20 protein-coding genes are annotated in these 23601 nt (G+C 60.3%); 15 read left to right on the top strand and 5 right to left on the bottom strand.

What is annotated here, in order from left to right:
• Nucleotides 1–11 precede the first annotated feature (11 nt).
• From ACP7BN_RS16840 to gcvP, 5 genes are all read left to right on the top strand, one after another.
• The gene (locus ACP7BN_RS16840; RefSeq protein WP_426205321.1) at nt 12–1016 is read left to right on the top strand and encodes an extracellular solute-binding protein; all 1005 of its coding nucleotides are present in this window, start codon (nt 12–14) and stop codon (nt 1014–1016) included.
• Nucleotides 1017–1259: 243 nt separating this feature from the next.
• Nucleotides 1260–2876, top strand: a complete 1617-nt coding sequence (locus ACP7BN_RS16835) for an ABC transporter permease (RefSeq protein ID WP_426205320.1) — start codon at nt 1260–1262, stop codon at nt 2874–2876.
• A 156-nt stretch (nt 2877–3032) separates the two neighbouring features.
• On the top strand, nt 3033–4115 hold the full coding sequence (gene gcvT, locus ACP7BN_RS16830; RefSeq protein ID WP_420647445.1) for a glycine cleavage system aminomethyltransferase GcvT: 1083 nt from the start codon (nt 3033–3035) through the stop codon (nt 4113–4115).
• Nucleotides 4116–4165: 50 nt separating this feature from the next.
• A complete protein-coding gene (gene gcvH / locus ACP7BN_RS16825) occupies nt 4166–4549 on the top strand; it encodes a glycine cleavage system protein GcvH (protein ID WP_426205319.1) in 384 nt (127 codons plus the stop codon).
• Between the two features lie 131 nt (nt 4550–4680).
• Nucleotides 4681–7554, top strand: coding sequence for an aminomethyl-transferring glycine dehydrogenase (gene gcvP, locus ACP7BN_RS16820; RefSeq protein ID WP_426205318.1), 2874 nt, complete (start codon nt 4681–4683; stop codon nt 7552–7554).
• 165 nt (nt 7555–7719) lie between these two features.
• Here the strand turns inward: gcvP and ACP7BN_RS16815 are convergent, their stop codons facing one another.
• The 3 genes from ACP7BN_RS16815 to ACP7BN_RS16805 all read right to left on the bottom strand — a co-directional run bounded on the left by ACP7BN_RS16815 (nt 7720) and on the right by ACP7BN_RS16805 (nt 10319).
• A complete protein-coding gene (locus ACP7BN_RS16815; protein WP_420647442.1) occupies nt 7720–8037 on the bottom strand; it encodes a DUF2388 domain-containing protein in 318 nt (105 codons plus the stop codon).
• A gap of 68 nt (nt 8038–8105) precedes the next feature.
• Entirely contained in the window at nt 8106–9890 is a 1785-nt protein-coding gene (locus tag ACP7BN_RS16810) for a GspE/PulE family protein (RefSeq protein ID WP_426205317.1), read from the bottom strand.
• Between the two features lie 90 nt (nt 9891–9980).
• Entirely contained in the window at nt 9981–10319 is a 339-nt protein-coding gene (locus ACP7BN_RS16805; protein ID WP_426205316.1) for a hypothetical protein, read from the bottom strand.
• A 126-nt stretch (nt 10320–10445) separates the two neighbouring features.
• Here ACP7BN_RS16805 and ACP7BN_RS16800 point away from each other — a divergent pair, with 126 nt between their 5' ends.
• Entirely contained in the window at nt 10446–10910 is a 465-nt protein-coding gene (locus ACP7BN_RS16800) for an Lrp/AsnC family transcriptional regulator (RefSeq protein ID WP_420647439.1), read from the top strand.
• 128 nt (nt 10911–11038) lie between these two features.
• Here the strand turns inward: ACP7BN_RS16800 and ACP7BN_RS16795 are convergent, their stop codons facing one another.
• Nucleotides 11039–12409, bottom strand: coding sequence for an inorganic triphosphatase (locus tag ACP7BN_RS16795; protein WP_426205315.1), 1371 nt, complete (start codon nt 12407–12409; stop codon nt 11039–11041).
• 156 nt (nt 12410–12565) lie between these two features.
• Here ACP7BN_RS16795 and argE point away from each other — a divergent pair, with 156 nt between their 5' ends.
• The gene (argE, locus tag ACP7BN_RS16790; protein WP_426205314.1) at nt 12566–13723 is read left to right on the top strand and encodes an acetylornithine deacetylase; all 1158 of its coding nucleotides are present in this window, start codon (nt 12566–12568) and stop codon (nt 13721–13723) included.
• Between the two features lie 135 nt (nt 13724–13858).
• Nucleotides 13859–15157: an amino-acid N-acetyltransferase gene (gene argA, locus ACP7BN_RS16785; protein WP_420647436.1), complete on the top strand. Its 1299-nt coding sequence runs from the start codon at nt 13859–13861 to the stop codon at nt 15155–15157.
• A gap of 134 nt (nt 15158–15291) precedes the next feature.
• Here argA and tauA read toward each other — a convergent pair whose 3' ends face one another.
• Nucleotides 15292–16278 (bottom strand): taurine ABC transporter substrate-binding protein, encoded by a 987-nt coding sequence (gene tauA, locus ACP7BN_RS16780; RefSeq protein ID WP_426205341.1) that lies wholly within the window; start codon nt 16276–16278, stop codon nt 15292–15294.
• Between the two features lie 368 nt (nt 16279–16646).
• Between tauA and ACP7BN_RS16775 the strand changes: the two genes are divergently transcribed.
• From ACP7BN_RS16775 to ssuB, 7 genes are all read left to right on the top strand, one after another.
• Nucleotides 16647–18008, top strand: coding sequence for an OprD family porin (locus ACP7BN_RS16775; protein ID WP_426205313.1), 1362 nt, complete (start codon nt 16647–16649; stop codon nt 18006–18008).
• A 294-nt stretch (nt 18009–18302) separates the two neighbouring features.
• Entirely contained in the window at nt 18303–18941 is a 639-nt protein-coding gene (locus ACP7BN_RS16770) for a peroxiredoxin (protein WP_426205312.1), read from the top strand.
• A 213-nt stretch (nt 18942–19154) separates the two neighbouring features.
• Entirely contained in the window at nt 19155–19748 is a 594-nt protein-coding gene (gene ssuE / locus ACP7BN_RS16765; protein WP_420647433.1) for an NADPH-dependent FMN reductase, read from the top strand.
• 91 nt (nt 19749–19839) lie between these two features.
• On the top strand, nt 19840–20805 hold the full coding sequence (locus ACP7BN_RS16760) for a sulfonate ABC transporter substrate-binding protein (RefSeq protein WP_426205311.1): 966 nt from the start codon (nt 19840–19842) through the stop codon (nt 20803–20805).
• A 25-nt stretch (nt 20806–20830) separates the two neighbouring features.
• Nucleotides 20831–21979 (top strand): FMNH2-dependent alkanesulfonate monooxygenase, encoded by a 1149-nt coding sequence (gene ssuD, locus ACP7BN_RS16755; protein WP_426205310.1) that lies wholly within the window; start codon nt 20831–20833, stop codon nt 21977–21979.
• Between the two features lie 9 nt (nt 21980–21988).
• Nucleotides 21989–22771: an aliphatic sulfonate ABC transporter permease SsuC gene (gene ssuC / locus ACP7BN_RS16750; protein ID WP_426205309.1), complete on the top strand. Its 783-nt coding sequence runs from the start codon at nt 21989–21991 to the stop codon at nt 22769–22771.
• Nucleotides 22768–23574 (top strand): aliphatic sulfonates ABC transporter ATP-binding protein, encoded by an 807-nt coding sequence (gene ssuB / locus ACP7BN_RS16745; RefSeq protein WP_426205308.1) that lies wholly within the window; start codon nt 22768–22770, stop codon nt 23572–23574. Before ssuC ends, ssuB begins: the two co-directional genes overlap by 4 nt.
• The last annotated feature ends 27 nt before the right edge of the window (nt 23575–23601 follow it).

The raw sequence follows: 23601 nt of genomic DNA, 5'->3' as shown, positions 1-23601 counted from the left end.
AGATCACTCCCATGTTGGCATCCAAGCGTCTTCTGACCGCAATGGCCCTGACCCTGATCGGCAGCACTGCCGCCCAGGCCGCTGATGAGGTGGTGGTCTACTCGTCGCGCATCGACGAACTGATCAAACCGGTATTCGACGCCTACACCGCGAAAACCGGGGTGAAGATCAAGTTCATCACCGATAAGGAAGCGCCGCTGATGCAGCGCATCAAGGCCGAAGGCGAAAACGCCACCGCCGACCTGTTGCTGACCGTCGACGCCGGCAACCTGTGGCAGGCCGAGCAGATGGGCATTCTTCAGCCGTTCACCTCGAAAACCATCGACAGCAATATTCCCGCGCAATACCGCTCGTCCAGCCATGCCTGGACCGGTTTGAGCCTGCGCGCGCGGACTATCGCCTACTCCACTGAACGAGTGAAACCGGGCGAACTGACCACCTACGAAGCATTGGCCGACAAGAACTGGGAAGGGCGCCTGTGCCTGCGTACGGCGAAAAAGGTCTACAACCAGTCGCTGACCGCGACCATGATCGAAGTGCATGGCGCCGAGAAGACCGAAAAAATCCTCAAAGGCTGGGTCAACAACCTGTCCACCGATGTGTTCTCCGATGACGTCGCGGTGCTCGAAGCGATCAACGCTGGCCAGTGCGACGTGGGGATCGTCAACACTTACTACTACGGTCGCCTGCATAAGCAGAAGCCTGAACTGCCGGTGAAACTGTTCTGGCCGAATCAAGCGGATCGCGGTGTGCACGTCAACCTGTCGGGTATAGGTTTGACCAAGCATGCGCCGCATCCGGAAGCAGCCAAGGCGCTGGTCGAGTGGATGACCACACCTGAGGCGCAGAAGATTTTTGCCGATGTGAATCAGGAATTCCCGGCCAACCCGGCGGTCGCGCCTTCGGAGGAAGTGGCGGCTTGGGGCAAGTTCATTGCCGACACCTTGCCGGTAGAAGTGGCGGGCAAGCGTCAGGCAGAGGCGATTCGGATGATGGATCGGGCGGGGTGGAACTGAGTTTTTGTCGATTGCTGTGTTCGCTTAAGATCGCTGCCCTCACCCCAGCCCTCTCCCGGGGAGAGGGAGCCGATGTGGGTTGTTTTCTAGACTTGAGTTCGACTCGATATCTCAGGTCGATGTAACTCGAAAGAGCAACTCGGTCAGTCCCCTCTCCCTCCGGGAGAGGGCTAGGGTGAGGGCAACAATCCCGACCTGAAACAAGCAGCTCAAGAACACCCCTATCCCTCCAGAGTTCTAAAAGTGGCCCACCCCGCCCAACGCCGCTGGTACCCCATCGTCTTCACCATCGCCGCGTTGGTGCTGTTGCCCCTCAGCGTCCTGCTGTTGTCCTGGCAAACCATAGATCAACAAATCTGGTCGCACCTGTGGCAAACCCAGATGCCACGCCTGCTCGGCAATACCCTGACGCTGGTCTTGGGTGTCGGCGTCGGCGTAACCCTGATCGGCGTCAGCCTCGCCTGGCTCACCAGTCTCTGCGAATTCCCCGGCCGGCGCTGGCTCGACTGGGCGCTGATGCTGCCGTTTGCCATTCCCGCCTACGTACTGGCTTTCGTGTTTGTCGGCCTGCTGGATTTCGCCGGCCCGGTACAAACCCTGCTGCGCGAATGGTTCGGCAGCGGCCTGCGCCTGCCGCGCGTGCGCTCCACCGGCGGGGTGATTGTGGTATTGGTGCTGGTGTTTTATCCCTACGTCTATTTGCTGGCGCGCACAGCGTTTCTGGCTCAGGGCAAAGGCCTGATGGAAGCCGCGCGGGTGCTCGGCCAGTCGCCGTGGCAGGCGTTCTGGCGCGTCGCGTTGCCGATGGCGCGCCCGGCAATTGGCGCCGGTGTGGCGCTGGCGCTGATGGAGACTCTGGCGGATTTCGGCGCGGTGTCGGTGTTCAACTTCGATACTTTTACCACCGCGATCTACAAGACCTGGTACGGCTTTTTCAGCCTGTCCAGCGCCGCGCAACTCGCCAGCCTATTGCTGCTGGTGGTGATGCTGGTGTTGTACGGCGAACGCCGTGCGCGTGGGGCGAATCGCGCGAGTAACGAGCGGCCTCGGGTCAAGGCGCTGTATCACCTGCGCGGCCCCAAGGCTTGGGCAGCAACGGGTTGGTGCTCGCTGGTGTTCGCCTGCGCGTTCGTCATTCCGGTGCTGCAACTGCTGGCGTGGTTCTGGCAGCGTGGGCGTTTCGATCTGGATGAACGCTACGCCGGACTGATTCTGCACACGCTGTATCTGGGGGGCATGGCGGCGTTGATTACCGTGAGTGTCGCGCTGCTGTTGGCATTTGCCCGACGTCTGGCGCCGACCCGAGCGATCCGCTCCGGTGTCAGTCTGGCCAACCTCGGTTACGCCTTGCCCGGTTCGGTGTTGGCAGTGTCGATCATGCTTGCTTTCAGTTATCTCGACCGCGAGCTGGTGATTCCGCTATCGGGCTGGCTCGGTGGCGCGGGCAAACCGTTGCTGCTGGGCAGTCTGGCGGCGCTGTTGCTGGCGTATCTGGTGCGTTTCATCGCTGTGGCATACGGCCCGCTGGAAAGCAGTCTGGCGCGTATACGGCCATCTTTGCCTGAAGCAGCACGTAGCCTGGGTGTCAGTGGGCCGCGACTGTTTTTCAAAGTGTATCTGCCGTTGTTGTTTCCGGGGACCTTGAGTGCCGCGTTGCTGGTGTTCGTTGATGTGCTCAAGGAAATGCCGGCGACCCTGCTGATGCGCCCGTTTGGCTGGGACACGCTGGCGGTACGCATCTTCGAAATGACCAGCGAAGGCGAGTGGGCGCGGGCGTCGTTGCCGGCGCTGAGCCTGGTTCTGGTCGGTCTGTTGCCGGTCATCGGATTGATCCGCCGTTCGGCGCATCGAAACGCTTAGGTGTCAGTCCTACATCATGCGGCTACAATGCGCGGCATTCGGTGCGGTCCGTCTGACAGACCCGGTTGCTGAAATCGGCTGAGAGCCTTCTATTTCAAGGCTTTCACGCTGTGCAGCGCCTGTCCGCACCTTCGCCACGCCCGGAAGGAGAAACCCATGGGACAGCGTACGCCTCTGTATGACCTGCATCTCGCCCTCGGCGCGAAGATGGTCGATTTTGGCGGTTGGGATATGCCATTGCACTACGGCTCGCAGGTCGAGGAACACCATCAGGTGCGCCGCGATTGCGGGGTGTTCGATGTTTCCCATATGACCGTGATCGATGTCAGTGGCCCCCAGGCCAAGGTCTGGCTCCAGCATTTGCTGGCCAACGACGTCGAACGCCTGCACAGCCCCGGCCGTGCGCTCTACAGCACCATGCTCAATGAACGCGGCGGCATCGTCGACGATATGATCGTCTACCGCCTCGACGACGGTTATCGGCTGGTGTTCAACGCCTCCACCCGCGATCAGGATCTGGCCTGGATGCAAACGCATCAGGCCGGTTTCGACGTGCATCTGCACGAACGCGCCGAGCTGGCGATGCTGGCCATTCAAGGTCCGCAGGCCCGGCACAAGATTGCCGAACTGGTGACCCAGTCTCGCGCGACGCTGATCCAGATGCTCAAACCTTTCGAAGGCCACGCCGACGGCGACTGGTTCATCGCGCGCACCGGTTACACCGGCGAGGATGGTCTGGAAATCGTTCTGCCGGCCAGTCAGGCTCCGGGATTTTTCAACGATCTGGTTGGCGCGGGCATTTCGCCGATCGGCCTCGGCGCTCGCGATACGCTGCGCGTTGAAGCCGGGATGAACCTGTACGGTCAGGACATTCATCAAGACGTTTCGCCACTGGCCTCGAACATGGCCTGGAGCATTGCCTGGGAGCCGGCCACGCGTCAGTTCATCGGTCGCGACGCTCTACAGGCCGAGCAAGCCGCAGGTGTGCAGCACAAACTGGTCGGTCTGGTGCTTGAAGAGCGCGGGGTTTTGCGCGCGCATCAGGTCGTGCGCATCGCCAATGTTGGCGAAGGGGAGATCACCAGTGGTAGTTTCTCTCCTACGCTTAGCAAGTCGATTGCCCTGGCGCGTGTACCGATGGCGACAGCCGACCGCGCCGAAGTGGAAATCCGTGGCAAGTGGTATCCGGTGCGGGTGGTCAAACCGACCTTCGTCCGTCACGGCAAAACCTTGATCTAACTTATTTCCGGCGGACACCACCGCTGACCTACTTCTTGAGGACACCGAACATGAGCAACATCCCCGCCGACCTGCGTTTTGCCGAAAGTCATGAATGGGCGCGTCTGGAAGCTGACGGCACCGTCACCGTGGGCATCAGTGACCACGCGCAGGAAGCGCTGGGCGATGTGGTATTCGTCGAGCTGACCGAAGCCGGCACCGTGTTCGCCGCCGGGGCTCAGGCTGGTGTAGTTGAATCGGTGAAAGCCGCTTCCGACATCTACTCGCCGATCAGCGGTGAAGTGATTGCCGTCAACGAAGACCTGGGCGGTTCGCCTGAACTGCTCAACTCCGATCCGTACGGCGCGTGGATCTTCAAGCTCAAGCCAAGCGACAAGGCCGAGCTGGACAAGCTGCTCGACGCGGACGCCTACAAGGCAGCCATCGGCGAATAAGCCGCCCGCAACATCCAAAGCCCCGATTAGTCGGGGCTTTTTTCTGTCCGGGATTCGCCCATGGCAGTGGCTGCTATGCTGGTTTGACCGTGTTGCATTGACGCCGAGCGCCAGCCAATAGAGAGCCCGTCATGTCCCAGTTGCCGTCCTTGAGCCAGTTACGCGATCCCGAGGCTTTCCTGCGCCGCCACCTCGGCCCCGATGCCGCCGAACAACAGGCAATGCTCGACAGCCTAGGTCTTGGCAGTCGTGACGAGCTGATCGAACAAACCGTGCCGCCGGGTATTCGCCTCAATCGTGCTCTGGATCTGCCGCCAGCACTGGACGAGCAGGCGGCGCTGGCCAGACTGCGTGGCTATGCCGAGCAGAATCAGGTCTGGACCAGCCTGATCGGCATGGGCTACCACGGCACCCTGACGCCTGCGGTCATTCTGCGCAACGTGCTGGAAAATCCCGGCTGGTACACCGCGTACACACCCTACCAGCCGGAAATCGCCCAGGGCCGACTGGAAGCGTTGCTCAACTTTCAGCAACTGACCATCGACCTCACCGGCCTCGAACTGGCCAACGCCTCGTTGCTCGACGAAGCCACCGCAGCCGCGGAAGCCATGGCGTTGGCCAAGCGCGTGGCCAAGTCCAAAAGCAATCTGTTCTTCGTCGATGAAAACTGTCATCCGCAGACCATTTCCGTGGTGCAGACCCGCGCCGAAGGTTTCGGCTTCGAACTGATCATCGACGCTGTGGATAACGTGAAGCAGCACCAAGTGTTTGGTGCCTTGCTGCAATACCCGGATACCCACGGCGAGATCCGCGACTTGCGGCCGTTGATTGATCATTTGCACGCGCAACAAGCGCTGGTCTGTGTCGCCGCCGATCTGTTGAGCTTGTTACTGCTGACCCCGCCGGGTGAGATGGGCGCGGATGTGGTGTTCGGTTCCAGTCAGCGCTTCGGCGTGCCGATGGGCTACGGCGGTCCGCACGCGGCGTTTTTCGCCAGCCGCGAAGAATACAAACGGGCGATTCCGGGGCGGATCATCGGCGTGTCGAAAGATGCGCGGGGCAACGTCGCGTTGCGCATGGCCCTGCAAACCCGCGAGCAACATATTCGCCGCGAGAAGGCCAATTCGAACATTTGCACTGCGCAGGTTTTATTGGCCAACATCGCCAGTTTCTACGCTGTTTATCACGGGCCGGAAGGGCTGAAACGCATCGCCCAACGGGTGCATCGACTGACCTGCATTCTGGCTGCTGGGCTGGCGCGGCATGGCATCAACCGGGTCAATCAGCAGTTCTTCGACACCCTGACGCTGGACGTTGGCGGCGCGCAAACCGCGATCATCGAAAGTGCCCAGGCCGCGCAGATCAACCTGCGAATTCTCGGCCGTGGTCGCTTGGGGCTGAGTCTCGACGAAACCTGCGACGAAGCCACCGTGGCCAAACTGTTCGACGTGCTGCTGGGTGCCGATCATGGGCTGAACGTCGAGGAACTGGATGCCGAAGCGCTGGATTCCGGTATCCCGGAAAACCTGCAGAGAACCACGCCGTACCTGCGCCATCCGGTGTTCAACGCCCACCACAGTGAAACCGAGATGTTGCGTTACCTCAAACAACTGGAGAACAAGGATCTGGCGCTCAACCAGTCGATGATCCCGCTCGGCTCCTGCACCATGAAACTCAACGCCACCAGCGAAATGATCCCGATCACCTGGCCGCAGTTGGCCAATCTGCACCCGTTTGTGCCGAGGGAGCAGGCAGTTGGTTACACGTTGATGATCGAAGAGCTTGAGCAATGGCTGTGCGCGATCACCGGGTTCGATGCGATCTGCATGCAGCCCAACTCCGGCGCGCAGGGTGAATACGCCGGGTTGCTGGCGATCCGCAAATACCAGGAGAGCCGACAGCAGGGCGGGCGCGACGTGTGCCTGATTCCGTCCTCGGCCCATGGCACCAATCCTGCCTCGGCGCAGATGGTTGGGTTGCGCGTGGTGATCGTCGAATGCGACGAGGCCGGTAATGTCGATCTCGATGACTTGAAAGCCAAAGCCTCTGAGGCCGGAGCCAAGTTGTCGTGCCTGATGGCGACTTATCCCTCGACCCACGGCGTGTACGAGGAGGGCATCAGCGAAATCTGCGAAGTTATCCACAAGCACGGCGGTCAGGTGTACATGGATGGCGCCAACCTGAATGCACAGGTTGGGCTGACGCGCCCCGCTGACATTGGCGCCGACGTATCACACATGAACTTGCACAAGACCTTCTGCATTCCGCATGGCGGCGGCGGGCCGGGCATGGGGCCGATTGGCGTGCGCGCGCACCTGGCGCCGTTCGTGGCCAATCATCCGGTGGTGCCGATTGACGGACCGCAAGCGCAGAACACGGCGGTCAGTGCGGCGCCTTGGGGCAGCGCGAGCATTTTGCCGATCAGCTGGATGTACATCGCGATGATGGGGCCGCAACTGGCGGACGCCAGCGAGGTGGCGATCCTCGCGGCGAATTACCTGGCGCAGCATCTGTCCGGCGCGTTTCCGGTGCTCTACACCGGTCGCAATGGGCGAGTCGCCCATGAATGCATTCTCGATTTGCGCCCGCTCAAGGCGTTGACCGGGATCAGCGAGGAGGACGTTGCCAAGCGTCTGATGGATTACGGCTTCCACGCGCCGACCATGTCATTCCCGGTGCCGGGTACCTTGATGGTCGAACCGACCGAGAGTGAATCCAAGGCTGAGCTGGACCGCTTCATCGGCGCGATGCTCAGCATCCGTGCGGAAATCACTGAGGTGCAAAACGGCAACTGGCCGGCCGAGGACAATCCACTGAAGCGTGCGCCGCATACCTTGGCCGATGTCACTGGCGTGTGGGAGCGGCCGTACAGCATCGAGCAAGCCATTACTCCGGATGCGCACACCAAGGCGCACAAGTATTGGCCGGCGGTTAACCGGGTGGATAACGTTTACGGCGACCGCAATCTCTATTGCGCCTGCGTCCCGGTAGACGATTACCGTTAAAGATCAAAAGATCGCAGCCTGCGGCAGCTCCTACAGGTTTTGCGATCATCCATAAATTGCCGTGCACACTGATTACTGTAGGAGCTGCCGCAGGCTGCGATCTTTTGATTTTGCTTCAAAGAAATGCCGCTCGATTGAGCGGCATTTTTCTTTTCGTCTGGAAGGTTATTCCGACGCCACGGCATTCTTCGCCAGAATGGCATTAGCCAATTCCATGTCTGTCGCCTGCAACCCTGGGTTATCAGCGCGGACTTTCTGCATGGCGGCTTCCAGATACGGTCCACGGATACCGCCTTCGCTGGCAACGAAACTGCCGGCGTCATCCTGTGCAGCAACGATCAGCTTGTGATCCTTGAACGTCAGGTAAGTCGAGCCGGTGGTGGCGCCGGAGGAAATGACGTTACGCCAAAAGCTGTCGGCCATTGCCGAACCGACGGGCAGAGACAACAGGGCAACGGTAGCAACAGCAAGTTTGAGACGCATAAGGGGTGACTCCACTGATTTAACTACGGCGTTGGATCGCGATTTCCCCGATCCGGTTCCGTGACAGCCTATTTCTGCTCGCTCTGCGGTGTCACTCGCAATACTTCTTCAATAGTTGTCAGGCCCGCCGCGACTTTTTGCGCGCCGGACAGGCGCAGACTGCGCATGCCTTCCTTGAAGGCCTGGCGGCGGATCGCCGTCAGATCGGTGTCCGGGGTAATCAACGCTTTGAGGCCGTCGGTCAGCTGCATGATTTCGTAAACACCTGCGCGGCCGTGATAGCCGGTGTCGCGGCATTCCAGGCAACCGATTGCGCGTTGCGCATTGCTCGGCAGCGGCGCTTGCCACGGTCGCGTCAGGGTTTGCCAGTCTTCCTCGCCGAGGGTCAATGGTGCCTTGCAGTGCGGGCACAAGGTTCGCACCAGACGTTGCGCCATGACGCCGAGAACCGTGGCTTTGATCAGGTAATGCGGCACACCGAGTTCGAGCAGACGGCTGATCGCACTCGGCGCATCGTTGGTGTGCAGGGTCGACAGCACCAGGTGCCCGGTCAGCGCCGCCTGAATCGCCATCTCGGCGGTTTCCAGATCGCGGATCTCGCCGATCATGATGATGTCCGGGTCCTGGCGCATCAGCGCGCGCACCCCGGCGGCGAAGGTCAGGTCGATGTTGTGCTGCACCTGCATCTGATTGAAGGCCGGCTCGACCATCTCGATCGGGTCTTCGATGGTGCAGAGGTTGACCTCCGGCGTCGCCAGTTTCTTCAGCGTGGTGTATAGCGTGGTGGTCTTGCCCGAACCGGTCGGCCCGGTCACCAGGATGATGCCGTTGGGCTGGCCGGTCATGTCCTGCCAGCGCCGCAGGTCGTCGGCGGAAAACCCCAGCTGATCGAAATCCTTGAGCAGCACTTCCGGGTCGAATATCCGCATGACCATTTTTTCGCCGAACGCGGTGGGCAGGGTCGATAGCCGCAGCTCGACTTCGCCGCCGTCAGGGGTTTTGGTCTTGACCCGGCCGTCCTGCGGTTTACGTTTTTCGGCGACGTTCATCCGGCCGAGGCTCTTCAAACGACTGACGATGGCCATGGTCACTTGCGGCGGAAATTGATAGACGTTGTGCAATACGCCGTCGATGCGAAAACGTACCGTGCCCTGCTCGCGCCGCGGTTCGATGTGGATATCGCTGGCGCGTTGCTGGAAGGCGTACTGGAACAGCCAGTCGACGATATTGACGATGTGCGCGTCGTTGGCGTCCGGCTCCTGATCGCTGGCGCCGAGGTTGAGCAACTGTTCGAAGTTGCCGAGATTGCCGGTTTGCTGATCGGCATTGGTAGCGCCACTGACCGATTTGGCCAGACGAAAGAATTCGACGCTGAAGCGCTGGATATCCGCCGGGTTGGCCACCACGCGTTTGATCGGCAATTTGAGTACGTGGGTCAGATCAGCTTCCCAGCCAGTGACGTAAGGCTGGGCGCTGGCCACGGTAACCACGTCCCGGTCAACGGACACCGCAAGAATCTTGTGCCGCTGCGCAAAAGCGTAAGACATCAGCGGCGTGATGGCGGCGACGTTGATCTTTAGCGGATCGATGCGCAAATACGGCTGACCCGCCTGCTGCGCCAGCCACAGGGTCAGGCTTTCGAGATCGAGATGTTTGCCCGGACGGCTGAGGTCGTCGAGTTGCTGGCTGGCGATGAACTCCAGCGGATGTTTCTGACCATGGGCTGCATGCCGACGACGGGCATTCAGCGCCTGCTCGGCCGCGTCCTGGCAGATAAACCCCTGAGCGACCAGTTCACGCAGAACATCGTTGAGATCCAGCCAGCGGTCCTGAGTGGCGAGTTGAACGGACATGCGGGCTCCTTTTGAACGACTGTGCGCAAAGGATAGTCGTGGCCGCACAGACTGCTGGGCCACTACCCGACGAAGGCGTTTCCGTTTTTGTCAGCCGGCCGCTTGCTCTGGCGCAGCCCACGCCGCGTCGGCGTCTTGCAGGTTCACCGAGCAGACGCTGATCAGGTTACGAAGTTTTTCCGCGATCACTTCGGCGCGGTGCCAACTGAGGCCGTCGATGACGATGTCGACTGACAGCAGATCGTCCAGCCGCTGGACATTGACCTGCTGCGGCGTGAGGAACTGCAAGGCGAACAGATTGAGTGCCCGGCACAAAAGATCCGGTTCGGCTTCAGCGAGAATCTGATATTGCGCGCGGCAATGCGCGTTGCTCACGTTCCACACATCGGCGCGGGGCGGTGGGGTGTTCACGGCTTCGAGGTGCGGCATGGCGGGTCTCCAAAATAACTGGAGGAATTTTTACATTCGCTGGCGGACATTTCTTATCTAAGATGAGCGAAATCCGTGGTTGATCGTAAGGATCAATTCGTCAGCTACTAAGTTTGAGGAATATTTATGCGCAGCGAGCTCGACAGCTACGATCGACGCATTCTCGCGCTGCTGCAAGAGGACGCTTCTTTGTCCAGTGCGCAGATCGCCGAGCAGGTGGGTCTGTCGCAATCGCCATGCTGGCGGCGGATTCAGCGGATGAAGGAGGAGGGGATCATTCGCGGGCAGGTGACTTTGCTCGATCGCAAGAAAATCGGCCTGAACACGCAGATCTTCGCCGAGATCAAACTCAACGCCCACGGGCGGTCGAACTTCACGGAATTCACCGAGGCGATTCGCGGGTTTCCGGAAGTGCTGGAGTGCTATGTGCTGATGGGCGCGGTGGATTTTCTGCTGCGCATTGTTGCGGCGGACATCGAGGCGTATGAGCGATTCTTCTTCGAGAAGCTGTCGCTGGTGCCGGGGATTCAGGAAGTGAATTCGATAGTGGCGCTGTCGGAGATCAAATCCACAACCAGCTTGCCGGTGTAGCACTGATAGCTTTTTGTGGCGAGGGAGCTTGCTCCCGCTGGAGGCCGGAGGACTCCCAATCCCGGCGAACACCAGTTTTGGGGCCGCTTCGCAGCCCAGCGGGAGCAAGCTCCCTCGCCACAGGGGTTTTACATACGCAGGAGCATTTTCCAGGCACGGTTTTGATACACGGCAATCGCCTGATGCTTGCGCGCATCGAGCAGTTCGTCAGTGATCGTCGGTTCGTTGGCCAGTTGCGCCAGTTTGTTCAGCTCGCCGTACAGACGATCCATCTCCGGCACATCCAGCACGTTACGCGCGTGGTGCAGCCAGACCTGAATACGCTCGATGCGCGGCAGTTGTTCGGCCAGATCTTCCGGCTGCTGCTGATAACGCTGCAATTGCAGGGAAGTCGCTTCCTCACCCAGCAGACGTGGCAGCCAGCTACCGAGTTGCGCGGCGCCCTGACGATTGCCACGGGTGTTGCGGTCGGCAGTCCAGGTGCGAGCCAGCAACCAGCGTGAAGTGTTCAGCGAGAACTGGCCCCAGCGTGGGTCTTCGAGTTCTTCGAGGAACTGCTCTGGTGCGGCTTTGCGCACGTCTTCGTCTTCCACACCGGCCTGAACCAGTGGACGCCAGTCTTCAAGCAATGCGTCCAGCGCAACGCGCAGATCGTGGGTCGACTGACGCGGTGCAGCCTGGCCCAGACTGCTGAGCAGAGCGCGCAGTTCAGCAAGATTCTCGACCCAGTCCAGCAGCAGACGCCAGTGGCCGTTGAAACGATATTGCTCGGCCAGACGCTGACTGCTCGCCAGCAAATGCCAGCCCAGCGCGGCGAAAGCATCGTCCAGCGGCGTTTCGACGGTGATCGCCGGCGCCGGCAGGCTCAGCGAATAGCTGTTGGCATCGAACAAACGATAACCACGCTCAGCCTTGCTGATATCGCATGGCATCAGCGCCAGGGTGGCGGCCAGTTCAGCAGCCAGTTCCAGCAGCGCGGCAGGCTCGCCTTCGCGCAGTTCCAGTTCCAGCTCGCAGATTTCTTCTTTCTGTTTACCAACCACTACGTGGCCGAGGTCCAGCGCGGCCTCGATGACCACTTTGGTCTTGCCACGACCCCAGGCAATTTCGGCGCGTTCGCGGACGAAATCGGTGGTGAAGATCGGCTTCAGGGTTTTCTTGTCCAGCTCGGCCAGCGACTCGGGCCAGCATTCGCCGTCGAGTTTTTTCACGTCGAGCTTGGCTTTGGGCAGGATCCAGTCGTATTCGTTACGCTCTGACAGGCCGGCAACGCTCTGGCCGCGGGTCTTGAGGGTCTGAATCACCTCTTCGCCATCCTTGCGCAGACGCAGGGCGACTTTGGCCTGGGCCAGATCGCGCTCCGGGGTATCGAAGTACTGGTTCATCAACTCACGGCGTTCCCAGCCACTTTTGTTGCGTTTTTTCAGTAGCGGGTGCTCGCGCAGTGCAGCGAGAGTTTCGCGGCTGACGCGGAGTTTGATTTCGGTTTCTTTTTGCATGGCCGGAAAATCCAGGATCGGGAGCGCAGCCGGGGGAATATGTGGCTGCCAAGGCCGGGCAGTGTACAGGACTCAAACTTCCTACGCTTTGTGGCGGTTTATTCCTGGCGCCGGATGGCTCTATGATGGACTTCAAATCGGGAGTTGGAGTCAGCGATGCCTTTGCCGTCCATGCAAGACCAGTTCGCTGCGTTGATCGCCGCACCCTCGGTCAGCTGCACCCAACCGAGCCTGGATCAGTCCAACCGGGCGGTGATCGATTTGCTCGCAGGTTGGCTCGGCGATCTGGGTTTCGCCTGCGATATCCAGCAGGTCAGCCCGGGCAAATTCAACCTGCTCGCCAGTTTCGGCAGCGGCCCTGGCGGATTGGTGCTGGCCGGGCACAGCGACACCGTGCCGTATGACGATGCGCTATGGCAGACCGATCCGTTGAAGCTGACTGAAGTCGAAGGTCGCTGGGTAGGACTCGGCAGTTGTGACATGAAGGGTTTTTTCGCCCTGATCATCGACGCCGTGCAACCGCTGCTTGACCAACCGTTCAAGCAACCGCTGCTGATCCTCGCCACCTGCGATGAAGAAAGCTCGATGTCCGGCGCCCGCGCGCTGGCCGAGGCGGGCAAGCCTCTGGGCCGGGCTGCGGTGATCGGCGAGCCGACCGGGCTCAAGCCGATCCGCATGCATAAAGGCATCATGATGGAGCGCATCGACATCCTCGGGCAGAGCGGCCATTCGTCGGATCCGCGCTTGGGGCACAGTGCTCTGGAAGCGATGCACGATGCCATCGGCGAACTGCGTGGCCTGCGCCTGTTGTGGCAGCGCGAATTCCGTAATCCGCAGTTCAGTGTGCCGCAGCCAACCATGAACTTCGGCTGCATCCACGGCGGTGACAACCCAAACCGCATCTGCGGCCAGTGTTCGCTGGAGTTCGACTTGCGGCCGCTGCCTGGCATGGACCCGAAAATCCTGCGCGCGGAGATTCTGCGCAAACTCAATCCGGTGGCCGAGCGGCATCAAGTGAAGATCGACTACGCGCCGCTGTTCCCGGAAGTGCCGCCATTCGAGCAGTCCGAAGACTGTGAACTGGTGCGGATCGCCGAAAAACTCACCGGCCATGCGGCCGAAGCGGTGGCGTTCGGCACCGAAGCGCCTTATCTTCAGCGCCTTGGCTGCGAAACCATTGTCCTTGGCCCCGGCGACATTGCCTGCGCGCACCAACCGGGCGAGTACCTTGAAATGTCACGTTTGCAGCCTACTGTGCAGCTATTGCGGCAGTTGATTGAACATTACTGCCTGACCCCGGACAAACTTGTATAAATTGCCAGCAATTCAACCCGTATTCATGAGGAGAGCGCGCGTGTCGCCAAGCCTGTCCCGACGATAACCATCAGCCCGCTGTGCGTTTCCCGTTTTACCCTTCTTCCGGCTGCTATTTATTACAGGCCCAGGTTCATGCCCGAATACGTCAATTGGCTTCGTCACGCGTCCCCTTACATCAATGCCCACCGCGACTGCACGTTCGTCGTCATGCTGCCCGGCGACGGTGTGGAGCATCCGAACTTTGGCAACATCGTTCACGACCTTGTGCTGCTGCACAGCTTGGGTGTGCGACTGGTGTTGGTGCACGGTTCGCGCCCGCAGATTGAAACCCGCCTCGCCGCACGCGGCCTGACTCCGCATTACCACCACGGCATGCGCATCACCGATGCGGCAACGCTGGAGTGTGTGATCGATGCGGTCGGTCAGCTGCGCATTGCGATTGAAGCGCGGCTGTCGATGGACATGGCTTCATCGCCAATGCAGGGCTCGCGTCTGCGCGTGGCCAGCGGCAATCTGGTCACCGCGCGGCCCATCGGCGTGCTCGAAGGCGTTGATTATCACCACACCGGCGAGGTGCGCCGGGTCGACCGCAAGGGTATCAATCGCCTGCTCGATGAGCGCTCGATCGTGCTGTTGTCGCCGTTGGGCTACTCGCCGACCGGTGAAATCTTCAATCTTGCCTGCGAAGACGTCGCTACGCGCGCCGCCATCGATCTCGGGGCTGACAAGCTGCTGCTGTTTGGCGCTGACCTCGGTCTGATCGACGAGAACGGCAAGTTGGTACGCGAGTTGCGCCCTCAACAAGTCCCGGCGCATTTGCAGCGCCTGGGCAGCAATTACCAGGGCGAACTGCTGGATGCCGCCGCCGAAGCCTGCCGTGGTGGCGTGGCGCGCAGCCATATCGTCAGTTATGCCGAGGACGGCGCGCTGCTGACCGAGCTGTTCACCCGTGACGGTGGCGGTACGCTGGTGGCGCAGGAGCAATTCGAGCTGGTGCGCGAGGCCGCGATTGAAGACGTCGGCGGTTTGCTCGACTTGATCAGCCCGCTGGAAGAGCAGGGGATTCTGGTGCGGCGTTCGCGCGAAGTGCTGGAGCGCGAGATCGAGCAGTTCAGCGTGGTCGAGCGTGAAGGCATGATCATCGCCTGTGCGGCGCTGTATCAGATCGCCGATTCGGATGCGGGTGAACTGGCGTGTCTGGCGGTGAATCCCGAGTATCGCCACGGCCGGCGCGGCGATGAGTTGCTGGAGCGCATCGAAACCCGCGCCCGGGCGCAGGGCTTGAAGACTTTGTTCGTCCTCACCACCCGCACCGCCCACTGGTTCCGTGAGCGCGGCTTCGAGCCAAGCAGCGTCGAACGCCTGCCAGCGGCACGCGCCTCGCTGTACAACTATCAGCGCAACTCGAAAATCTTCGAAAAAGCCCTCTGACTCAGTGGGCTCACCTGTGGCGAGGGAGCTTGCTCCCGCTGGGTCGCGAAGCGGCCTCGAGATTGGCGTTTGCCGTGATCGGGAGTCCTTCGGCCTCCAGCGGGAGCAAGCTCCCTCGCCACAGAGTCCTGCGCTCAGTCAGTTACAAACTTCGCGCTCACATACGGCGAATAATCCGCCAGCACCGTTTCAACCTTGCCCTGTTCCTGCAAAAACTTCGCCGTTTCGGCAATTGCCTTGGCCGTGCCGCCCTCCAGCAGCGCGCTGGATTGCTGTGCCTTGGCATCCGGGAAAGCCGAACCGGCGAGTAATTCCGGTACGTCAGCAGCATTGGCTCCGGTCAGTTTGGCGATTTTCTGCACCGGCACCGAGTCCGCCGTCCAGCTGTCTTTATGGCTGGCGTAATCGGCAAACGAATCCAGCGTGACCTTGGCGAACTTGGCCACGACGTCCGGATGCTTCTCGGCGAAGTCCTTGCGCGCGACCCACACTTCGAAGGTCGGTGCGCCCCATTGGCCGACTTGTGCCGCATCGGTCAGGGTCTTGCCGGTTTTGCGGATTTCACCCAGTGCCGGAGACCAGACAAACGCGCCATCGATGTCGCCGCGTTTCCACGCTGCTGCGATTTCCGCCGGTTGCAGGTTCACCACTTTGACTTTCGAGGCGTCCAGGCCCCAGTGCTTGAGTGCGCCGAGCAGGCTGTAGTGCGAAGTAGAAACGAAAGGCGTGGCGATGGTCTTGCCGACCAGGTCTTCAGGCTTGTTGATGCCGCTGCCGTTACGCACCACCAAGGCTTCAGCGGCATTGATCTGTGCCGAAACGATGAAAGCCACAATCGGCAAGTTACGCGAGGCGGCGGCAGCCAAAGGGCTGGAACCGAGGTTGCCGATCTGCACATCCCCTGAAGCAATGGCTGTCACAACTTCCGGGCCGCTGTTGAAGCGGCGCCAGTCGATTTTCTCGCCGATGGTCTTCTCGTAGACCCCATCGGCCTGCGGCACTTTGCTCGGATCAATGCCGGTTTGATAACCCACCGTGAGGTTGGCTGCCTGGGCAGAAAAAGAAATCAGTGCTGACACACAAACTGTAACAAATTGACTAGATAGTGCGCGTTTGGCCATCATGGCGTCGCCTTTTCGATAGGGTTTGACGATTCGGGGTTGCGCCAAAGCTAATCGATCTAAAAAAAGGCTAACAAACACCATTTAGGAATGAGCTTAGTCGCCGATACGCTGTATCCCGGTGATGATGGCCACTACACGGCCATATTCCTGAATGGTATTAAAAAGGATGAATAAATTCTTTTTGGCTTTATCAGGAAGTCGTTACCCTGCAGGGACCAAATAACTGCGATTAGACCTTGGTCGTAGACACACAAGGTTACGATTGACTTGTCAGTCACGGTCTGGCGCTAATCGCGCATCTTAGGATCCAGGGGCATCAGACTCCGGACCAGGAACACAAGAATTAGAAACGAGAGGAGCGAAACATGAACAAGTCCACCTTGGCCCTGGCCGTGGCCGTAGGGGTTATGGCGCAGCAGGCAGGCGCCGCCGGTTTCATCGAAGACAGCAAGGCCACCTTGGGGCTGCGTAACTTCTACATCAACACTGACAACCGCGACAGCGCTGCCAAAACCGCTTCTGGCGTGCAGAACAAGAACGAAGAATGGGGCCAAGGCTTCGATCTGCGCTTCATCTCCGGTTACACCCAAGGCACTGTTGGCTTCGGTATCGACGCTATCGGCCTGCTGGGCGTGCGTCTGGATTCGGGCGGCGGCACCAACGGCGCGACCTCGACTTCCTACGGTGGCACTGTGTTCCCGAGCAAGTCCAACGGCGAAGCAGTGGACAACTTCTCCAGCCTGGGTCTGACTGCTAAAGCCAAGGTCTCCCAGACTGAGCTGAAGCTGGGTACCTTGCAGCCGAAAAACCCGGTAATCGTGACCAACGACGGTCGTCTGTTGCCACAAACCTGGCAGGGTGGCCAGATCACTTCCGGCGAGATCAAGGACCTGACCTTGGTCGGCGGTCAGATCGAAGCCGTGAAAGGCCGTAACTCGAGCAACAATGAGCAACTGTCCATCGGTGGTGCCAACAGCCCTACCGTTACCGGCCGCGACAGCAACAAGTTTATCTACGCCGGTGGTGACTACAAAATCACCAAAGACCTGACCGCCCAGTACTACTACGGCAATCTGGAAGACTTCTACAAGCAACACTTCCTGGGTCTGGTTCACAACTGGGCAATCGGTCCGGGCGTGCTGAAGTCCGACTTCCGTTACTTCAACAGCTCCGATGACGGCGCTAACGGTAACACCCCTGCTTACTACAGCAGCGGTAACTACACCGGTACCGCCAGTGGTCGCGGCAAAGTCGACAACAACCTGTACAGCGGCCTGTTCCTGTACACCGTTGCTGGTCACACCTTTGGTGGTGGCTATCAGGTGTCCAACGGTAGCAGCGACTTCCCTTGGCTGAACCAGGGCGACGGTTCGTCGAACTACACCATCACCGACATGCAAATCCAGAAGTTCGGCCGTGCCGGCGAACGCACCTGGCAAGCACGCTACTCGTATGACTTCGCCAAAGTCGGCCTGCCAGGCCTGACCGCCGGTATGGTTTACCTGCGTGGCGATAACATCGATACCGTCGCTAGCAACGGCCGCGAGAACGGCAATGGCCGCTCCGAGTGGGAACGTGACCTGACTGTTGGTTACGTAGTACCTGAAGGCCCGTTGAAGAACCTGGGCCTGATGTGGAAAAACGCTACCTGGCGCAACGACATCCCGGGTCAACGCGACCAGGACGAAAACCGCCTGATCGTCAGCTACTCGATCCCGCTGTTGTAATAGCGCGCTCAAGCTACTGATGTAAAAAAGCCCCGTCCGGCATCGCGCCGGACGGGGCTTTTGCGTTTTCGCGGCAGGCTCACCCCCGTAAGCCTGACGCGAATTTCCCTCTTTGCAGCAACTCAAGGCCTTCTCGAACCTTGCGACCGATGTTCGTCGCGATACCATCGTGCGTCCAGTGAACAGATGTTTAATATTCTTTAAAGGTATAGATATCTAGTTATTTATTCTTTTTCAGAAGCATAAAAGCCGGGCTACAGTTGAGGTCTCCAACAACTCATAAGGAGCCGCACCATGAGCCTCAGACTTGGCGACATCGCCCCCGATTTCGAACAGGATTCCAGCGCCGGCAAGATTCGTTTTCACGAATGGCTAAGTGATAGCTGGGGCGTGCTGTTCTCCCATCCGGCGGATTTCACCCCGGTGTGCACCACCGAGCTGGGCTTCACCGCCAAGCTCAAGGATGAATTTTCCAAGCGCGGCGTCAAAGCCATCGCGCTGTCGGTCGACCCGGTGGATTCGCACCACAAGTGGATCGAAGACATCAACGAAACCCAGAACACCATCGTCAACTTTCCGATCCTGGCCGATGCCGATCGCAAGGTCTCCGATCTGTACGATCTGATCCACCCGAACGCCAGCGACACCCTGACGGTGCGCTCGTTATTCGTGATCGATCCGAACAAAAAGATTCGCCTGACCATTACTTACCCGGCGAGTACCGGGCGTAATTTCCACGAAATCCTGCGCGTGATCGACTCGTTGCAACTCACCGACAACTACAAAGTGGCCACCCCGGCCAACTGGCAGGACGGCGACGAAGTGGTGATCGTGCCGTCGCTCAAGGACGAAGACGAAATCAAAAAACGCTTTCCGAAAGGCTATCGCGCGGTGAAGCCATACCTGCGCCTGACTCCGCAGCCGAACAAGTAATTTTCGAGAATTTGCAGCATCCGTAACGCAGGGTTTCAGGCCGTTTTCACGGCCTGTTTTTTTGCCCGGTAGAAAGCTTTTCGCATATCTCCAAATCGCATAACCAAATGAATAAATATGATTTATGGATATATAAATCAGCTGATAAGGTCACTCACATCGAAGCGAGATCGCAACCTGCGAATCGCCTGTAACGCGTAAGGAATCGTCTGAATGCTGGTCGTCTCACTCGGTGGCAGTCCAAGCCTGCGCTCCCGTTCCGGGGTGTTGCTGGAACGCTCGCAACGCTGGTTGCAACAGCAAGGGGTGGAAGTGGTGAGTTATCAGGTGCGGGACTTCCCGGCCGAAGACCTGCTCCACGCGCGCTTCGACAGCCCGAAGGTGCTCGACCTGCTGCAACAGATCGAAAACGCCGACGGCCTGCTGATCGCTACACCGGTTTACAAAGCTTCGTTTTCCGGCGCACTGAAAACCGTGCTCGACCTGCTGCCGGAGCGCGCACTCAACCACAAGGTGGTGTTGCCGATGGCTACCGGCGGCAGCATCGCCCATATGTTGGTGGTCGATTACGCCCTCAAGCCAGTGTTGTCGGCACTGAAAGCCCAGGAAATGCTGCAAGGGATTTTTGCCGAGGACAGCCAGATCGCTTACGGCGAAGGCAGTGCCCAGGCGCAGTTGGCACCGGCGCTGGAGCAGCGTCTGCATGAAGCGCTGGACCAGTTCATTGGCGCCATGGCCCGCCGGCCGAAGCCGCTGGAACCGGGCCTGTTGAACGAACGTTTGTTGAGTGCTCGCTGGAGCATTTGAAGCTTCACCCGCATTTGAAGTACTCACCTTACTGGTCCGCTAACGGGCAAGCAGGTGCAGCCAAAACCCCACTGCAAATCAGGAGAGCGCTATGCGCACTGTATTTTTGCGTCGCGGTCTGGTCGCTCTGTTTGCTGCGGCTGTGACGTTCGGCGCCATCACTCAAGCCCAGGCCGAGACGCTGAGAATCGGCTATCAGAAGTACGGCACGCTAGTGCTGCTGAAGGCCAAGGGCACGCTGGAAAAACGCCTCGCGGCCCAAGGCGTCGACGTGCAATGGACTGAGTTTCCCGGCGGCCCACAGCTGCTGGAAGGCTTGAACGTCGGCTCGATCGACTTCGGCGTCACCGGCGAAACCCCGCCAGTCTTCGCGCAAGCAGCCGGCGCCGATCTGCTCTACGTCGCCTACGAACCGCCAGCGCCAAACAGCGAAGCGATCCTCGTGCCGAAAGACTCGCCGATCAAATCGGTCGTCGATCTCAAGGGCAAGAAAGTCGCCCTGAACAAAGGCTCCAACGTGCACTACCTGCTGGTGCGCGCACTGGAAGACGCCGGCCTCAAATACACCGACATCCAAACGGTATTCCTGCCGCCGGCCGATGCCCGCGCCGCGTTCGAACGTGGCAGCGTGGATGCCTGGGTGATCTGGGATCCGTACCAGGCCGCCGCCGAGAAACAACTGCAAGCGCACACCCTGCGTGACGGCAAAGGCATCGTCGACAACCACCAGTTCTATCTGGCGACCAAGCCTTATGCGCAGAAAAATCCCGAGGTGATCAAGACCCTCGTCGAAGAAGTGCGCGCAGTCGGCGAGTGGTCCAAAGCCAATCCTGAAGACGTAACGCAACAGGTCGCGCCACTGCTCGGCCTGCCGGCAGACATCACCCTGACTTCAGTGAAGCGCCAGGGTTACGGCGCGCTGTTCCTGACCCCGGAAGTGATCGCCGCGCAACAGAAAATCGCCGACACCTTCTTCGGGCTCAAGCTGATTCCCAAGCCGTTGAGCATCAAGGACGTGATCTGGACCCCTCCGGCCGCTGTGGCCAAAGCGCAGTAATTCGAATCCCCAAGGAGACCACTCCATGAGCCTCAATATTTTCTGGTTCCTGCCTACCCACGGCGATGGCCATTACCTTGGCACCGCCGAAGGCGCCCGCGCCGTTGATCACGGCTATCTGCAACAGGTCGCGCAAGCGGCGGATCGTCTGGGTTTCGGCGGAGTGCTGATCCCCACCGGCCGCTCCTGCGAAGATTCGTGGCTGGTGGCAGCGTCGCTGATCCCGGTGACCCAGCGTCTGAAGTTCCTCGTCGCCCTGCGCCCCGGGATCATTTCTCCGACGGTGGCAGCGCGTCAGGCTGCGACTCTGGATCGACTCTCCGGCGGCCGCGCGCTGTTCAACCTGGTGACCGGTGGCGATCCGGAAGAATTGGCCGGCGACGGTCTGTTCCTCAGTCACGAAGAACGCTACCAGGCCTCGGTGGAATTCACCCGCATCTGGCGCCGCGTGCTGGAAGGCGAAACCGTCGATTACGACGGCCAGCACATCAGCGTGAAGGGCGCGAAATTGCTCTACCCGCCGATCCAGCAACCACGTCCGGCGCTGTACTTCGGTGGGTCTTCGGAAGCAGCGCAGGATCTGGCTGCAGAACAAGTCGAGATGGTTCTGACCTGGGGCGAGCCGCCGGCAGCCGTCGCCGAGAAGATCGAACAAGTACGCGTCAAAGCGGCCAAGCTCGGGCGCACCGTGCGTTTCGGCATTCGTCTGCATGTGATTGTGCGTGAGACCAACGCCGAGGCCTGGCAAGCGGCGGATCGGCTGATCTCGCATCTGGACGACGACACCATTGCCCGCGCTCAGGCGTCCCTGGCGCGCTTCGATTCGGTCGGCCAGCAACGCATGGCCGCGTTGCACGGCGGCAGTCGCGACAACCTCGAAGTCAGTCCAAACCTGTGGGCCGGCGTCGGTCTGGTGCGCGGCGGTGCCGGTACCGCACTGGTCGGCGATGGTCCGACCGTGGCGGCGCGCGTCAAGGAATACGCGGATCTGGGCATCGACACCTTCATTTTCTCCGGTTATCCACACCTCGAAGAATCCTATCGCGTCGCGGAACTGCTGTTCCCGCATCTGGACATCGAACGTCCGGAACTGCCGAAAGGCGCGGGTTACGTCAGCCCGTTCGGCGAGATGGTGGCCAACGACATTCTGCCCAAAGCCGCGTCGCAGAGCTGAGGCGCAGCCATGAAGAGAATTATCCACAGCCTCGCGCCCTGGGCGTTGCCGGTGTTGTTGCTGGCGGTGTGGCAGTTGTCGGTGTCGGCCGGTTGGTTGTCGACGCGGATTCTGCCGGCGCCGGTGGCGGTGATCGAGGCCGGCGTGAGCCTGGTGCGCAGCGGCGAAATCTGGACGCACCTGGCAATCAGCGGCTGGCGCGCGGCGCTGGGCTTCACCATCGGCGGCAGCATCGGTCTGCTGCTGGGCTTCATCACCGGCCTGTCGAAGTGGGGCGAACGCCTGCTCGACAGCTCGGTGCAGATGATCCGCAACGTGCCGCATCTGGCGCTGATTCCGCTGGTGATCCTGTGGTTCGGCATCGACGAGTCGGCGAAGATTTTTCTGGTGGCGTTGGGCACCTTATTCCCGATCTATCTCAACACTTATCACGGCATCCGCAACGTCGACCCGGCGCTGGTGGAAATGGCCCGCAGTTATGGCCTGTCCGGTTTCAGCCTGTTCTGCCAGGTGATTCTGCCGGGTGCGTTGCCTTCGATTCTGGTCGGCGTGCGCTTTGCGCTGGGCTTCATGTGGCTGACGCTGATTGTCGCGGAAACCATTTCCGCCAGCTCCGGCATCGGCTATCTGGCGATGAATGCGCGTGAGTTCTTGCAGACCGACGTGGTGGTGCTGGCGATTCTGTTGTACGCGGTGCTCGGCAAACTCGCCGACCTCGCGGCCCGCGGACTTGAGCGTGTGTGGCTGCGCTGGCATCCGGCGTATCAAGTGGCGAAAGGAGGTGCGGCATGACTGCTCAACAACCTCCACGCCTGCTGCGCGGGATTCCGCTGGCGGTGCGCAACCTGCAAAAGACTTTCGGCGCGCGGCAAGTGCTGCGCAACGTTGATCTGCACATTCCGGCCGGGCAATTCGTCGCCGTGGTCGGGCGCAGCGGCTGCGGCAAAAGCACCTTGCTGCGCTTGCTTGCTGGACTTGATCTGCCGACTGGCGGCGATTTGCTCGCCGGCTCCGCACCGCTCAGCGATGCGCGCGACGACACGCGTTTGATGTTCCAGGAAGCGCGCCTCCTGCCGTGGAAAAAGATCATCGACAACGTCGGTCTCGGCCTCAAAGGCAACTGGCGTCCGCAAGCCTTGCAGGCGCTGGAATCGGTGGGACTGGCGGATCGCGCCAATGAATGGCCGGCAGCCTTGTCCGGTGGGCAGAAGCAGCGAGTCGCACTGGCGCGTGCATTGATCCATCAACCGCGCCTGCTGTTGCTCGACGAACCGCTGGGCGCGCTGGATGCTCTGACCCGGATCGAGATGCAGCAACTGATCGAACGCTTGTGGCAGCAGCACGGTTTCACGGTGTTGCTGGTAACCCACGACGTCAGCGAAGCGGTGGCGATCGCCGACCGGGTGATTCTGATCGAGGACGGCGAAGTCGGCCTCGACCTGCACATCGAACTGCCGCGCCCGCGGGTGCGCGGTTCGCACCGGCTGGCGGCGCTGGAAACCGAAGTCCTCAACCGAGTGTTGTCCCTGCCCGGCGAACCGCCGGCACCGGAACCCGTTTCACCCTTGCCTACGCAATTGCGTTGGGCTCAATAACTCAAGCAAACGACAGGAATCATTGCC

Source organism: Pseudomonas sp. TWP3-1 (assembly GCF_049896625.1).
Lineage (GTDB): Bacteria > Pseudomonadota > Gammaproteobacteria > Pseudomonadales > Pseudomonadaceae > Aquipseudomonas.
Note: the sequence above shows the minus strand (reverse complement) of the source record. Positions and strands in the feature narration are given on the sequence as shown.

Excerpts from the sequence above, each read along its gene's own strand:
- ACP7BN_RS16840 (WP_426205321.1), top strand. The coding sequence starts at position 12 with ATGTTGGCATCCAAGCGTCTTCTGACCGCAATGGCCCTGACCCTGATC.
- gcvT (WP_420647445.1), top strand. The coding sequence starts at position 3,033 with ATGGGACAGCGTACGCCTCTGTATGACCTGCATCTCGCCCTCGGCGCG.
- gcvH (WP_426205319.1), top strand. The coding sequence starts at position 4,166 with ATGAGCAACATCCCCGCCGACCTGCGTTTTGCCGAAAGTCATGAATGG.
- gcvP (WP_426205318.1), top strand. The coding sequence starts at position 4,681 with ATGTCCCAGTTGCCGTCCTTGAGCCAGTTACGCGATCCCGAGGCTTTC.
- ACP7BN_RS16815 (WP_420647442.1), bottom strand. The coding sequence starts at position 8,037 with ATGCGTCTCAAACTTGCTGTTGCTACCGTTGCCCTGTTGTCTCTGCCC.
- ACP7BN_RS16810 (WP_426205317.1), bottom strand. The coding sequence starts at position 9,890 with ATGTCCGTTCAACTCGCCACTCAGGACCGCTGGCTGGATCTCAACGAT.
- ACP7BN_RS16805 (WP_426205316.1), bottom strand. The coding sequence starts at position 10,319 with ATGCCGCACCTCGAAGCCGTGAACACCCCACCGCCCCGCGCCGATGTG.
- ACP7BN_RS16800 (WP_420647439.1), top strand. The coding sequence starts at position 10,446 with ATGCGCAGCGAGCTCGACAGCTACGATCGACGCATTCTCGCGCTGCTG.
- ACP7BN_RS16795 (WP_426205315.1), bottom strand. The coding sequence starts at position 12,409 with ATGCAAAAAGAAACCGAAATCAAACTCCGCGTCAGCCGCGAAACTCTC.
- argE (WP_426205314.1), top strand. The coding sequence starts at position 12,566 with ATGCCTTTGCCGTCCATGCAAGACCAGTTCGCTGCGTTGATCGCCGCA.
- argA (WP_420647436.1), top strand. The coding sequence starts at position 13,859 with ATGCCCGAATACGTCAATTGGCTTCGTCACGCGTCCCCTTACATCAAT.
- tauA (WP_426205341.1), bottom strand. The coding sequence starts at position 16,278 with ATGGCCAAACGCGCACTATCTAGTCAATTTGTTACAGTTTGTGTGTCA.
- ACP7BN_RS16775 (WP_426205313.1), top strand. The coding sequence starts at position 16,647 with ATGAACAAGTCCACCTTGGCCCTGGCCGTGGCCGTAGGGGTTATGGCG.
- ACP7BN_RS16770 (WP_426205312.1), top strand. The coding sequence starts at position 18,303 with ATGAGCCTCAGACTTGGCGACATCGCCCCCGATTTCGAACAGGATTCC.
- ssuE (WP_420647433.1), top strand. The coding sequence starts at position 19,155 with ATGCTGGTCGTCTCACTCGGTGGCAGTCCAAGCCTGCGCTCCCGTTCC.
- ACP7BN_RS16760 (WP_426205311.1), top strand. The coding sequence starts at position 19,840 with ATGCGCACTGTATTTTTGCGTCGCGGTCTGGTCGCTCTGTTTGCTGCG.
- ssuD (WP_426205310.1), top strand. The coding sequence starts at position 20,831 with ATGAGCCTCAATATTTTCTGGTTCCTGCCTACCCACGGCGATGGCCAT.
- ssuC (WP_426205309.1), top strand. The coding sequence starts at position 21,989 with ATGAAGAGAATTATCCACAGCCTCGCGCCCTGGGCGTTGCCGGTGTTG.
- ssuB (WP_426205308.1), top strand. The coding sequence starts at position 22,768 with ATGACTGCTCAACAACCTCCACGCCTGCTGCGCGGGATTCCGCTGGCG.